Here is a 13187-nt window from a genome sequence, read left to right on the forward strand (position 1 = left end):
CTGTGATAGCTGTGATCACTCTTGATGCACTAAAACAGTGCATCAAGTTTGAGAATAAAATCTACAAATCACCGAATGAAAGTTCCACAAATCACCGATTTCTTTAAAAAGATTCCTGATTTCCAGTTTTTGTATTTTTGCAGAAGATTAGTAGTTTAAAGCCATAGTGATGTGGCGAATGATGAACCTTGTTGGCCGCCCAGATACCCAGCTCTATGAAATCGCTGGTCATGGTCATGGGGCAATGGGTAATCCTGCCTATCATATCCTCATTCAAAGCATCAATAAAATCCTGGGCAAAAAGTATGAGTTTTAGTTAGATTTCAAAAATCTCAAAACGCAGGAACTTCGCCAATGGTATGAGTTCCATCATCTTTGCTTAATTTGGCAACAGGTTGTTGCCAAATTAGGCGAAGATGATGGGCAACAACTTGTTGCCCAATTAGAAGATGTACATATGCAACAACCCCACTGCCAGACTTACGGGGCAGGTAATCCGCTATGTGCCACCAGAAGGTTGGTAAAACTACTACAATATTATAGAAGATTTGCGTATTTTCTAATATTTCTGCTAAAAAGATTTGCGTATTTTCTGAGATTTTTGGCAGTGCCTCAAATCTGGGTACCAGTTGCACTTCGTCAAGAAGGATATAGTACAGGTCGTCGTCTATCATCTTGGCTTTGATGTGTCTGTAGAGAGTAAGTGGCTCCCTAAGTTCTGAATTTTCGATATCATCGAGTGCTATCTGGATGATATCTTACGAAGATTTTTTGGCAATATTGCCACTTTTTCTCCGTAAGCGAAAAGACAGATCCTTTTAATATATGCACGAACTGGGGCGGTAACTTCATTTTTAGGATGCTCTCTTTGAGCACATTTCTAAATTGATTGACGAGGCACACAAGCATGTTCGCACGACCATAGATACAGTGATTCTATTGCGTGTATTCTGAAAAGCTAAACACTGTTTAGCCAATTCAAAAGAAATCAAAAAGTTCTATACTGCTTATTCTCAGGTAGTTATGATTTTCCCCCAAGTTGGGGGAAAATTTGAAACACCACATTCTGTTCAATTCTTACCTCAAGTTGGAGAAAAGGAGCAAGATATTGCGGAGATGCTTTTTTCAATACCATGGACACACCATAAGTTCATCCTTGACAAGATAAAGGGTGATGTACAGAAAGGATTGTTTTTTGTTGCAAAGGCAAAAGAGGTTTACTTTTGACGAGCAACATTTCTTTGTGGATTTGGTGTTCTACAACCGCCTGCTGCAATGTTATGTACTCATTGACCTAAAGATGGGCAAATTGACACATCAAGATTTGGGGCAAATGCAGATGTACGTGAACTATTATGACAGGCATATGTCTATGCAGCGGCTTGCCAGCTCTATCTCCCCGACAAAGCCTTGCTGCAAGCCAAGGTGAAGGAATGGATTGAGGAGTTTGAGGAGAATGAAGAAATAAAGAAATTAGAGGAAGATTAAACAAAACTCAGAATGAATACAAAAGCGTTACGCCAAAAGATACTCGACCTTGCGATACATGGAAAACTTGTACCGCAAGTTCTCTTTTAGTACGCTTGGCATGAGCACTGTCTAACCGGGGGGAAGTCCCGAGCAAGCCCTAATAGCGGGAATTGCATAGCAAAGGCAGGGGTATCTCTTTTATAATCAAGGAAATATAATTGTGCAACAACTTGTTGCACAATTACAGGAAGGCTCACTAGAATTTATGCATAGCCACACGCTTTTGCGGGTGAACCATTTATCATCAGATGCTATTTGTTATTTTGAAACATTATAATTTCACTCTCAAAAGTAGCTTGAATATCCTCTAACAGAGGATGCTCAATTGGCACAATTAAAGAAACATAGTTAGGTATGCCCTCATCATAAACAACTGCGGTTTTGATGACATATTTTTTCTTCTGTTCATACGCATTAAACCATCGCAAAAACAAACGATCACGTTGTGCTTGTTGTTCATTTGCTGTATCACACATATAAAGAAGTATGTCGGGGTTTTTACGAAAAAATTCTTCTATAACAATAATAACTGTCTGTTGAATCTTTTTGTCATTAGGTGATTTTTTCCCACTTCTATTAGTTATACGGAACCAATAAGCTGTTAATCCTAGCATATCATCTAATTCAAAAGCAACAGAATAGAGTATGTTGTAATCTGTCTTAAATAGGATTTCCTCTCCTTCATACCATACAGGATATGGCGCAAGAATATTGATTTGGCTTATGTCTAAGGTTTGCATAACTAAGCCAAATCATAGATATGAGAATCATTTGCAAGCTTAATTTTTTCTTGCAAATCATCCAATTTCTTATTCATTTTTTCCTCCCATTCTTGCTTACGCTTCTTTTCACGACGCATTGCCGCCAAGAAAGTTTCTCTTGTAAATAAAATATCCTTTGCCATATTGTCTATATTTTAATTCAACCGCAAAGCTACAACTTTTATTTGAAATCACCAAGATTTTTGGAGATTATTTTCATGGGAAAGTTGAATCTCCTCCTTCCCCTGTTGAGGAGCTTATCGCTCGTGACAAGACTTCGCTCGTCATCACTGCTTACTTCTGGTGGAGAAGTCTGGAAGCTGTTTCTTCGCAGCTGGTTTACCAAAAACTGTATCTCTATGAAATGGTATAGCATCATTTGCCCTCCTTATTTATAATGCACGCAATAGGTATACGCTGCAAAAGTACAAAAATAGTTAGAACATGGGCAAAAAGTTGTGTAAAAGAATCCATGTGGATTTATTTTATAGTTTTTCGAGCATTTGTTATGTATGTTGCTATACATCATTGCGAAAGTGTACGAGCTCGTACACAATTCGAATTGGATAGACTGTTGGACGAGGTAAATCCAGAGACACGAATGTGATATCTGAAAATGCATATAGGAGAGATGCGAAATACAATACCCTTCGAATGTAACTTTTTCTAAAACTTTTCCCCTATTTTCTTGCCTGTTTCGAAATATTGTTGTACTTTTGAAGGAGTAATATAGAAAAAGTAGAACTCTAAAACAATATAACTCTATGAGTATCAAGCGTTTTACCACCCCCTATCGGTTTGGGGTACAGGCTCTGGTAGCCTTCTCTTTATTGCTTGTTCTTGCCAGTTGTTGCAAGGATGAGACCTTTAATACAGGTGAGCGTGCCATCTGTATTGAAGCTAATAGTACACGTACTTACTATGCCATTAACGATACTGAAGGGATTGCGTACATCACCTCTGGTATAGCATGTTTTATCAAACAAGATACGAATCATCCCAAATGGATACTTAGCTATGAAGAGATAGCTAAGCAACTCAATATATCTCTATCGAATGTTTCTACGATGCAAATTGCCTTTACCGGAGTCCAGAAAAATGGCCTTTGGCGCTTCGCCGTGCAGTTTGATGGTCAAAAGGAAGGCTGTGAATATTCGATAGACGTAAATCCCGAGATAGGCAATATCGAATGGGTGATGAGTATTGAAGATATGCCTGATGGGGAGGTTACGCTCCATTTTAATCATTAATTAATCAGTAAAATTTTATATAAATGGCAGTTAAGAAATCTGAGTTATACAGCTCTTTATGGGAGAGTTGTAATCAGTTGCGTGGTGGCATGGATGCCAGCCAATATAAGGATTATGTACTTGTTGTACTCTTCCTGAAATATATCAGTGACAAGGCAAAGGCTGATAAGGATTATCTTCTCAATATTCCTGAAGGATGTTTTTGGGAGGATATTCTTGCGCTTCGTTATAAGAGTAATATCGGTGAAAGACTGAATGAAATTATCCATCAGATTGCAGAGGAAAATGATCTGAGCGGCGTGATTGATACTGCCGATTTTAATGATGATACCAAACTGGGTAAGGGTAAGGACAAGGTAGATACTTTGTCTAAACTTGTTACGGCTTTCACAAAAAATGCACTTAATTTTTCCAGCAACCGTGCTGGTGATGATGACCTTCTGGGTGATGCCTATGAATACCTGATGAAGAATTTTGCTTCAGAAAGCGGTAAGAGTAAGGGACAGTTTTATACTCCAGGCGAGGTGAGTCGTGTGATGGCAAAGGTGATTGGTATTCATCAGGATCTACATGAAAATATCTCGATTTATGATCCAACCTGTGGCTCAGGCTCACTACTTTTGAGAGCTTTGAGCGAGTCTTTGCATCCCAACAATACGGCTCTTTTTGGTCAGGAGAAAGACATCAATAATGTGGGTATGGCTAAGATGAATATGATTCTTCACGGCTATGAATGCAGTGATATTCAGCAGGGTGATACCCTTAATAATCCACAGTTCCTCAGCTCACCTACCGCCTTACAAACCTTCAATTACGTGGTAGCCAATCCTCCTTTCAGCCAGAAATCATGGTTGAAGAGTGCTAAGGAAAACGACATGTTTGAGCGCTGGGGTAATGGTGTGGTGGATATGGAAGAAGGCTCCCGTACTCCTTCTTCTATTGGTGTACCACCTGAGAAAAATGGCGATTACGCCTTCTTGCTTCATATCATCAAGTCGATGGCTGCTGATGGTAAGGGCGCATGCATTTTGCCTCATGGTGTTTTGTTCCGTGGCAATGCAGAGGGTGAAATCCGCAAGAACATTGTCAAGGCTGGTTATATCAAGGGACTCATCGGACTGCCACAAAACCTTTTCTATGGTACCGGAATCCCAGCCTGCATCATCATTCTTGATAAGCAGGAAGCATCTGATCGTAAGGGAATCTTTATGATAGATGCCAAGGATGGCTTTGTAAAGGATGGGAATATGAACCGCCTGCGTGAAGAGGATATCCAGCGTATTGTTGACACATGGGAAGCATGGGTTGACGTACCTCATTATGCTCGTTTTGTTCCACAGGAAGAGATAGAGAAGAATGATTACAATCTGAATATTCCTCGTTATATTGAGGCTCGTGATACCGAGATAGTACAGGATATCGATGCTCATCTTAAAGGTGGCTTGCCAAAGCACGATATAGAGCAGCTTTCCGATTATTGGGAGGCATTGCCAACTTTGAAGGATGAACTGGTAAAAGAACAGGGTAATGGTTATTATGCCTGGGCGGTATCTAGAGAGCAGATTGATGGTATCATTAACGACAATGAGGATTATCAGACTCTGCAAGCTACATTGAAGCATCATTGTAGAACTGATTTTATGGAGCAGTGGCAGGAAACCATTTACGACCTGGCAGAAAGCAGCGAAAAGCCGAAGACTCTCATTGAAAGAATGGGACAAAGCATTCGTAATCTGTTTGGCGAGGGAAACCTGTTGGTTGATGAATATGATGCCTACGAGCAGCTGATGAATTATTGGGCAGAAACCATGCAGGATGATGTCTATATGATTATGGCTGATGGCTGGAAGCTTAACCTCCGTCCTAAGCTGAAAGAGGATAAAAAGGAGAAGGAAATGGTTCCTGTGGTGGTGAAAACCTGGAATGATTTGGAGAGTGACCTCTTGCCTGTAGAGTATATCGTCAATAGATTCTGTAAGAGTGAATTGGAAGCGTGTGATGAGTTGTCTGCCAGCATTGCTTTTATGGAAAATGAGGTGACAAGCCTTGTTGAAGAGAATGATGATGTATTTGATACAAAGAATTTCGAGAAGGAGAAGGTTAACTTGGCTTCTGTTAAGAAGCGTGCCAAAGTTACTAAAGGTGAAGAACAGGCACGTCTTATAGAGTGGATTGAGTGGCAGAATTCCATCAAGGCAGAAAAGGCCAAGTTGAAGGAAGCCAATGACAAATTGTTGTCTCGTGTAAAAGAGGAATATGAATTGTTGGCGCAGAATGAAATGAGAGTAAAGAATCTTGTGAAGGAGAAGTGGGTAAATGCTATTTCTACTCGCATAGAATCTGAGTTGAGCCGTAGTATCGAACAGTTGAAAAGTCAGCTTTCTGCCATTTCAGACCGCTATGACCAGACTCTTCCTTCTATTGATAAGGAAGTTGAAGATTATGAAAGCAGGGTGAATGCTCATCTTGCTCAAATGGGTTTTGTTCTTTAATGAATGGAGGATTGAGTATGGTTGAAATGAAAAGTGGTTATAAAATGACGGAAGTCGGGGTAATACCTGAGGACTGGGAGGTGAAAAATGTTTCTGAATCATGTTTGATAAAAGCGAGAATAGGATGGCAGGGGCTAAAAAAATCAGAGTATATGTCTTCTGGAGATTATTTGTTGATTACAGGTACTGACTTTGATAATGGACAAGTAAACTGGAAATCTTGTGCTTATGTATCAAAAGCCCGCTATGAGCAGGATAGCAACATTAAAATAAGACCACAGGATATTCTTATATCTAAAGATGGAACAATTGGTAAAGTTGCATATCTCGGGATGATTCCAAAAGCTGGTACATTGAATAGTGGAATATTCGTGATAAGAGCTAACGACAGGAAGATTGATCAAGTTTTTCTGTCGAAAATTTTTATGTCTTTTTATTTTGAAGAATTTTTGAATAGATTGGTAGCTGGTTCAACTATAAATCATCTCTATCAGAAAGATTTTGTAAAATTCTGTTTTCCACTACCAAATAGTGAAGAGCAGACTGCCATTGCCGCAGCCCTTTCTGATGTCGATTCTCTTATCTCTGCCTTAACCAAAAAGATAGAGAAGAAGAAGGCTATCAAGCAGGGCCTTATGCAGCAGCTCCTTACTGGTAAGAAAAGATTGTCAGGATTTAATGATAAATGGAAATCTATGTTATTAGGTGATATAGCAGAAGTCAAAGATGGAACTCACCAAACTCCCCAATATGTAAAGAGTGGTGGAAAACCATTTTATAGTGTGGAGAATGTAACAGCTGATGACTTTAAAAATGTTAAGCATATATCGCTTGAAGAGCATAAGGCTTTAACGAGTAATTATAGAATAGAAAAAGGAGATGTTCTCATGACTCGAATAGGTTCTATTGGTTGTTGTAAATATGTGGATTGGGATGTAGATGCGAGCTTTTATGTAAGCTTGGCATTGCTAAAAATCAACGAGAAATATGACAGTAAGTTTATATCTTACTTATCTAATATAAAATCTTTTAAAGAAGAAGTTATGTTAAACTCTTTGGTTTTTGCTATACCTCAGAAAATTAATTTAGGGAATATATCTCTGATAAAAGTTTATATTCCGACTTCCAAGGCAGAGCAAACCGCCATCGCTAATATCCTTTCCGATTGCGATTCTGAAATCGCAGCACTCGAAGAGAAGCGAGATAAATACAAGGAGATTAAGCAAGGCATGATGCAGCAACTCCTGACAGGCAAGATCCGTTTAATTAAGTAAAAATGATAGCTTATGGACTCACATATAGGCGAACCCGAAAGACCGGTTCAAAACAGATTGCTAGCTCTCTTCAAGGAGAAGCTAAAGTACGAATATCTCGGCAACTATGAGTATCGTACTTGTAATCGTAACATAGAAAGAAAACTTCTCTTCGATTACTTGATGAGTACGAAAAAGTGGTCGGGGGATGAGGCGAAGCGTGCCATTGCCATATTGGAAAAGGAGGCATACTGTACACCTAAGAACATGCAGGAGAAGAACGAGAAGGTGTATTCCCTGCTCCGTTATGGTGCGAATGTATCTCCCGATGTAGGTACTAAAAAGATTACTGTGAATCTGATAGACTGGGAGCATCCTGATAAGAACCAATTCTATATCGCAGAAGAAGTAACCATCAACAGCAGCACGCCTGATAGCTTTACGAAGCGACCAGACTTGGTTATCTATGTGAATGGTATCGCCTTGGCTGTGATAGAACTGAAACGAAGTAAGGTGAGCGTGCATGATGGTATCCGCCAGACGATAGGCAATCAGCAGGAGAATTTTATCCGTCCTTTCTTCTCAACGGTGCAACTGCTTTTTGCCGGCAACGATAGTCAGGGCTTATATTATGGCGTGATAGATACACCCGAAAAGTTCTGGCTCAGATGGAAAGAACCGGATGCAAGCATTCCTAACGAACTGGATAGAAGTGTTACCCAGTGGTTTAATAAGGAACGATTGCTGGAAATGATTCATGATTTTCTGGTCTTTGATGCTGGAGTCAAGAAGGTTTGTCGCCCTAACCAGTATTTTGCCGTAAAGGCAGCTCAACCACGTTGCGAGAAGAAAGAAGGCGGCGTGATATGGGAAGCGCAGGGTAGTGGCAAAAGCCTGATTATGGTTTGGCTGGCAGAGTGGATTCATGAGAATATTGATAATTCACGTGTTGTTATCATCACCGACCGAGAAGAGCTGGATGAACAGATTTCTGATGGTTTCAAGGATACCGGAGAAACTATTGCCCGTGCCAAGAGCGGTGCAGGTCTTATCGGTATGCTTAATGAAGAGGCTCCTTGGCTGCTCTGTACCTTGATTCATAAATTTGGCAAGAAGAATGTGGAAGGTAAGGGCGATATGGCTGGAGTGAAATCAGAGATACCCCTGGAAAAGTATCTGGAGGATATCGTAGCCCAACTTCCTCAGGGATTTAAGGCAAAGGGAAACATTTTCGTCTTCATCGACGAGTGTCATAGAACGCAAGGCGGTTATCTGCATGAAGCCATGAAAACCATCATGGGCAAAGATGTGATGATGATAGGTTTTACGGGTACTCCTCTTCTCCATACGCAGAAGAAAGATACCTGGCAAACTTTCGGACCGCTGATTCATGCCTATAGGTTTAATGAAGCCGTAGAAGATGGTGTGATTCTCGACCTGCGTTATGAGTCAAGAAAAGTTGACCAGTTCTTGGGCAACAAGGACAAGATAGATGCCTGGTTTGAGAAGAAGACAAAGGGGCTGAATAAGGTGGCTGCAGCCCGGCTGAAAGGCAGATGGGCAACTATGCAGAATATCTTCAGTAGTCGCCAGCGCATAGATGCTGTGGTGGGTGATATTTGCTTGGATATGGACACCACGCCGATGCTGGTAAACCGACGTGGTAATGCCATTCTTGTGGCAGACAGCATTTATCAGGCTTGCAGATATTGGGATGCCTTTCAGAAAACAGCCTTAAAGGGACATTGTGCCGTGATTACCAGCTTTGAGGCAAAGGCTGATGATATCAATATGGCATCATCCGGCGAGAACGAATCTGAGGATGAATACAAATATCGCATCTACAAGGAAATGACAGATGGACATAAATGCGTTTCTGCCTTTGAGGCCTATGCCAAGAAGGAATTTATTGACCATCCTAAGAATATGCGCCTCCTGATTGTGGTAGATAAACTGCTTACTGGTTTCGATGCTCCATCTGCCTGTGTGCTTTATATTGATAAGCACATGGAAAACCATAATCTCTTCCAAGCTATCTGCCGTGTGAATCGCGTGGATGGTGATGATAAGGAATATGGCTACATTGTAGATTATCAGAATCTGTTTGAATGCATATCAGGAGCCATTGGCGACTATACTTCTGATGGGGCAGCTTTGAGTGGCTATGACAAAGAAGATATCGAAGGCTATATCAAGGAGAAAAACAAGGCGTGCCGAAAGGATTTGGAAGAAGCCAAGGAACAGGTGGAAGCCTTGCTTGAACTTGTTCATCCTCAAACAAGAGAAGGATTCTTCAGATATTTTGTCTATGATGATAATGCCCCGGAAGAGGAGATGGACAAGCAGTTGGATGATAATGCGGAAAAGCGCTCTAAGCTTTATAAGTATGTGCGCCGCTATCTGAACTGTTATGCCAACTTAGCCAATTCGTTGGAGGATATGGGGTATAGCGAAGCGGAACGCAAGGAGTATGCTGAATGCGCCAAGAAGTATGATGCCTTGAAGCGTGAGATAGAACTGCGCAGTAACGACCATATTGATATGCGGCGTTATGAACCGGATATGCGTCAGGTTCTTGACCTTTATGTAAAGGCTGAGGATAGTGAGGTGATAGCCAAATTGGACGATACTTCTTTCTTGGATATTGTTGCTGCTCAAAATGAAGAACAGCTCAATGATTTGCCTGACGAACTGAAAGATGAATATGGCAGGGCATCAGCAGAGACTGTAGAAGCGAATCTGCGTGAGGTAATCCGTAAGGACAGTCCTTTCAACCCTGCTTATTACGGAAAGCTTTCCATCATCTTGCAGGAGTTAATAGATAAACGTAAGAAGGAAATGCTGGATTACGAAGAGTATATGAAAGAGCTGATAGAACTTGTAAAGAAAGCGAGAGGAAAATCAGCCAATTCATATCCCGAATCCATCAAAACACCTGGTATGCGAGCTCTCTATGATAACTTGGGACAGAATGAATACCTGGCTATTCGGGCTCATGAGGTAATCAGGGAGAATGCCCTTGTTGGTTTCAGAGATAATAGATTGAAACAAAGAAAATTGATCAAAGCACTCGCAAAATTGTTGGGAGACGAAATGGCACAGAAGATATATGATATAATCAAACTTCATGATGAGTATGGAAAAGGTTACTGTTAGTAATATTGATATTGAGGTGGAACGTAAGAATATCAAGCATATCCATCTTGCCGTGTATCCGCCTGATGCAAGGGTTCATATTTCGGCTCCGGAGTTTATGACGCTAGAAAGTCTCCAGCTTTATGCCATCGACCATCTGGTATGGATTCGTCAGGCCATTGCTCGAATCAATAGCACTGATAGACAGACTGACCGCATCTATGTATCGGGTGAAGACCATTATTACATGGGGCGTCGATATTTGCTTAAAGTTCACGAGAAGGGTTTTGGACCAACGGTTAAAATCAGTGGCAGATATATCAACCTATTCGTGAAGTATGGTGCAGACAAGGTGTATCTGGCTAATGCCATGAAGGAGTGGTATCGAGCTAAGTTGATGCATTTGCTGGATACGCTGGTTCCTAAATGGGAAGAGAAGATGGGCTTGAAATGTGGTGGCTTTACTATTCGGGAAATGAAGACAAGGTGGGGTAGTTGTAACCAGCGCACCCATAAGCTTCTCTTTAACCTGGAATTGGCGAAGAAACCTAAGTCCTGCATCGAGTATGTGGTGGTGCATGAGTTAGCCCACATCGTGTCTAAAAATCACGATGCTCAGTTTAGAGCTGTCCTTGACAAGCACATGCCTATGTGGGAGAAGTACAGGGATGAACTGAATGAATTTATTCTATGAAGAGATTCTAAAATAGAAATGCTTATGCATGAAATGAACAAAGACCTGCCTTACGAGCAGCAGGTAAAAGTCTTGCTCCGCCATTACGACCAGCTGGTGGAGGAGAACAAGGCCTTGAAGGCTCGAATAGAGGAAATGACCCGGTATGGAGATCCTGCCGAGCTGAAGAAAAAGCTGGATTCTCTGCCTTCCAATGTCAAACAGCTCAGGGAACTCTATCGTGAAAGAGATTCCAGAATCAACTGGGGCAAGAAGAAACTGGTGAACTATCTGAGAAGCGCTGGAGTAAAAATCCCACCTCTCATGTCGTTCACAAGAGCTGTGGAAATGGTAATAGAATTACCTACCCATCCATAAAAGTCGAGGAGAGGAAGTATAGCGCTAAAAATGCGCACTTTCTCTCTTTTTTTTGTTATTCTGTAGTTAATTTTTATTCAAGTATTAACGTTTCTGAAAAATACACCCTCCTATTTTTGCTATGTGGGTAACGCATTTGGCTGTTCCAACTATTAGTAGTAAATTCGCATAAATTTACAATTAATATGCTGGATATAGCAGAACATAGAAGGGTGTTGATTCTGGAGAATTTAGCTCAGCTAGACAAAAGAATTGATAAGATACAGGAAGAATGCATCATCTTGTATCTCAATTCATTTATTGGTGGCAAAGCTGAACAGATATCTGCATATCAGTTTTCTAATATCACGCATATAAAGTGTGATACAGTGCTCAGAGTGCTGAAGAGAAGTGTAAGTCTTCAGCCTTTGCAGCAGAGAAGATGGTGCTGCTGTATCCTATATAATTGGGATAGAATCGTTGATGAACTGATCAAACGACATACGGCGGAAGGTAAGAAGTTTGACAAGAGTCAGTTTGAAAAGAATTTCAATGAAGCCTTTTCGCAGTGGATTACTTTTGCGAGAGACTTGAAGCAACTTAACAATTTGGAAGCACATATAGCAAAATACCAAAAGCTTTTTGTGCCTAAAAATAAATAATGAATAACAATAATATTTATCTAAAAAAATCAACATGAAACGAACTAATACACTTACCTAGGGAAGACTTGTCTACCGGCATCGAGGATGCCACCCTAAGAAGCTCTCCTTGGCTATTCTAGTCTAGCCCTCCGCGTACCAATTAGAGGACCATATCAAGTTTTAGTAATAATTTAAACTACTTAAGATATGGATAGAATATCATTTTTTAGAATTATCCGTTTTTTGTGTAAAAACGGTGGTGTTTGCTTGTACAAGAATGTTGTGTATGTACAGTCTAATAGCAAATATATAGAGAATAATTACGAGAATTCTGATGAAGACATAAAACCACATACTGATGAATAGAAGTTTCCATTTTGCAGGTTCCGTAACCTATATAGAGAACTATTATGAGAGTCATGAACATCAACATAAGGATTCCGATGATTCTTCTGAAATGAAGAATGATACCGATGAAGTTGTTTTTGAACAGAGTGTTAAGGTGAAGTGTGCTTCATCTTCTGCGGGAAGAAGTGCCGAGAATCTCTTTTCTACTCCTGAGGGTGAAAAGGATGTGGGGCTTACGGGGAAGATGGCGGATGCTTTTGTGAAATATCTCAAGCTGCATCATATTTCAGACAGTCAGCTTTCCACTTCCGATGGTTTGTTGAACAAGAGTGTGGTGGCGTTTTTCCTGCGTTGGTCTAATCAGGGCTATGTGAGTGCTGGTGTTCCTAATGGCTCATCCATCACTCGTTTTCTGCACGATGATTGTCATCTGGAACTGGGTGTTACCCAAAAGTCGTATGGCAATTATATCAGAAAGAAGATCAATGACGGGAATATAGATTATGAGGTAGAGGGTTTTGTGGAGGATTTCGCAAAGTCTCACAATATATAGAATCTTGCGCCGAATGATAGACTTCATTTGACGTAAAGAAAATAATTATATCTCTGTAAAATATTGATATAGAGGGGCAAGACGATGGTTTTGTCCCTTTCTTGTTTCCGCCGAATTCAATTTGGCGCATTCGGCGGAAAAGGCGTAACGGAGCATTTTATCTACTTTTGCCCCAGATTTCAGAACGATAC

At 40.6% G+C, this 13187-nt stretch carries 12 protein-coding genes and 1 pseudogene; 10 read left to right on the forward strand and 3 right to left on the reverse strand.

Translation table 11 applies throughout. The features are described 5' to 3' along the window. Positions 1 to 169: 169 nt before the first annotated feature. Positions 170 to 316 (forward strand): hypothetical protein, encoded by a 147-nt coding sequence (locus DW657_RS14700; protein WP_199658366.1) that lies wholly within the window; start codon positions 170 to 172, stop codon positions 314 to 316. 16 nt (positions 317 to 332) lie between these two features. On the opposite strand, the gene DW657_RS14705 is transcribed toward DW657_RS14700, so the two are convergent. Beyond that, positions 333 to 674 carry a hypothetical protein gene (locus DW657_RS14705; RefSeq protein WP_118313203.1) on the reverse strand — a complete coding sequence of 114 codons (342 nt, stop codon included), beginning with the start codon at positions 672 to 674 and terminating at the stop codon, positions 333 to 335. 530 nt (positions 675 to 1204) lie between these two features. Between DW657_RS14705 and DW657_RS14715 the strand changes: the two are divergent. Next, positions 1205 to 1488: pseudogene (locus DW657_RS14715) on the forward strand (PDDEXK nuclease domain-containing protein); the annotation flags it as partial. Positions 1489 to 1781: 293 nt separating this feature from the next. On the opposite strand, the gene DW657_RS14720 reads toward DW657_RS14715, so the two are convergent. Both DW657_RS14720 and DW657_RS17925 read right to left on the reverse strand, forming a co-directional pair. Beyond that, on the reverse strand, positions 1782 to 2270 hold the full coding sequence (locus tag DW657_RS14720) for a DUF6169 family protein (RefSeq protein WP_118313205.1): 489 nt from the start codon (positions 2268 to 2270) through the stop codon (positions 1782 to 1784). A 2-nt stretch (positions 2271 to 2272) separates the two neighbouring features. Next, entirely contained in the window at positions 2273 to 2434 is a 162-nt protein-coding gene (locus tag DW657_RS17925) for a hypothetical protein (protein WP_158577393.1), read from the reverse strand. A 621-nt stretch (positions 2435 to 3055) separates the two neighbouring features. Here DW657_RS17925 and DW657_RS14730 point away from each other — a divergent pair. The 8 genes from DW657_RS14730 (at position 3056) to DW657_RS14765 (ending at position 12996) form a co-directional block, all read left to right on the forward strand. Beyond that, the gene (locus tag DW657_RS14730; RefSeq protein ID WP_118313207.1) at positions 3056 to 3541 is read left to right on the forward strand and encodes a hypothetical protein; all 486 of its coding nucleotides are present in this window, start codon (positions 3056 to 3058) and stop codon (positions 3539 to 3541) included. Between the two features lie 23 nt (positions 3542 to 3564). Then, positions 3565 to 6033: a class I SAM-dependent DNA methyltransferase gene (locus DW657_RS14735; protein WP_118313208.1), complete on the forward strand. Its 2469-nt coding sequence runs from the start codon at positions 3565 to 3567 to the stop codon at positions 6031 to 6033. 17 nt (positions 6034 to 6050) lie between these two features. Next, positions 6051 to 7307: a restriction endonuclease subunit S gene (locus DW657_RS14740; protein WP_158577394.1), complete on the forward strand. Its 1257-nt coding sequence runs from the start codon at positions 6051 to 6053 to the stop codon at positions 7305 to 7307. A 12-nt stretch (positions 7308 to 7319) separates the two neighbouring features. After that, a complete protein-coding gene (locus tag DW657_RS14745) occupies positions 7320 to 10442 on the forward strand; it encodes a type I restriction endonuclease subunit R (RefSeq protein ID WP_118313210.1) in 3123 nt (1040 codons plus the stop codon). After that, positions 10423 to 11115, forward strand: a complete 693-nt coding sequence (locus DW657_RS14750; RefSeq protein ID WP_158577395.1) for a M48 family metallopeptidase — start codon at positions 10423 to 10425, stop codon at positions 11113 to 11115. Before DW657_RS14745 ends, DW657_RS14750 begins: the two co-directional genes overlap by 20 nt. Before the next feature lie 24 nt (positions 11116 to 11139). Then, the gene (locus tag DW657_RS14755; RefSeq protein WP_118313212.1) at positions 11140 to 11472 is read left to right on the forward strand and encodes a hypothetical protein; all 333 of its coding nucleotides are present in this window, start codon (positions 11140 to 11142) and stop codon (positions 11470 to 11472) included. 185 nt (positions 11473 to 11657) lie between these two features. Continuing rightward, positions 11658 to 12113, forward strand: coding sequence for a hypothetical protein (locus tag DW657_RS14760; RefSeq protein ID WP_118313213.1), 456 nt, complete (start codon positions 11658 to 11660; stop codon positions 12111 to 12113). 340 nt (positions 12114 to 12453) lie between these two features. Continuing rightward, positions 12454 to 12996: a hypothetical protein gene (locus DW657_RS14765; RefSeq protein WP_118313214.1), complete on the forward strand. Its 543-nt coding sequence runs from the start codon at positions 12454 to 12456 to the stop codon at positions 12994 to 12996. Positions 12997 to 13187 lie beyond the last annotated feature (191 nt).

It is taken from the genome of Prevotella sp. AM23-5 (assembly GCF_003473645.1).
Lineage (GTDB): Bacteria > Bacteroidota > Bacteroidia > Bacteroidales > Bacteroidaceae > Prevotella > Prevotella copri_A.

What these genes read in the sequence shown, in the direction of transcription:
- DW657_RS14700 (WP_199658366.1), top strand. Translation starts at nt 170, where the DNA reads ATGTGGCGAATGATGAACCTTGTTGGCCGCCCAGATACCCAGCTCTAT.
- DW657_RS14705 (WP_118313203.1), bottom strand. Translation starts at nt 674, where the DNA reads ATGATAGACGACGACCTGTACTATATCCTTCTTGACGAAGTGCAACTG.
- DW657_RS14720 (WP_118313205.1), bottom strand. Translation starts at nt 2,270, where the DNA reads ATGCAAACCTTAGACATAAGCCAAATCAATATTCTTGCGCCATATCCT.
- DW657_RS17925 (WP_158577393.1), bottom strand. Translation starts at nt 2,434, where the DNA reads ATGGCAAAGGATATTTTATTTACAAGAGAAACTTTCTTGGCGGCAATG.
- DW657_RS14730 (WP_118313207.1), top strand. Translation starts at nt 3,056, where the DNA reads ATGAGTATCAAGCGTTTTACCACCCCCTATCGGTTTGGGGTACAGGCT.
- DW657_RS14735 (WP_118313208.1), top strand. Translation starts at nt 3,565, where the DNA reads ATGGCAGTTAAGAAATCTGAGTTATACAGCTCTTTATGGGAGAGTTGT.
- DW657_RS14740 (WP_158577394.1), top strand. Translation starts at nt 6,051, where the DNA reads ATGGTTGAAATGAAAAGTGGTTATAAAATGACGGAAGTCGGGGTAATA.
- DW657_RS14745 (WP_118313210.1), top strand. Translation starts at nt 7,320, where the DNA reads ATGGACTCACATATAGGCGAACCCGAAAGACCGGTTCAAAACAGATTG.
- DW657_RS14750 (WP_158577395.1), top strand. Translation starts at nt 10,423, where the DNA reads ATGGAAAAGGTTACTGTTAGTAATATTGATATTGAGGTGGAACGTAAG.
- DW657_RS14755 (WP_118313212.1), top strand. Translation starts at nt 11,140, where the DNA reads ATGCATGAAATGAACAAAGACCTGCCTTACGAGCAGCAGGTAAAAGTC.
- DW657_RS14760 (WP_118313213.1), top strand. Translation starts at nt 11,658, where the DNA reads ATGCTGGATATAGCAGAACATAGAAGGGTGTTGATTCTGGAGAATTTA.
- DW657_RS14765 (WP_118313214.1), top strand. Translation starts at nt 12,454, where the DNA reads ATGAATAGAAGTTTCCATTTTGCAGGTTCCGTAACCTATATAGAGAAC.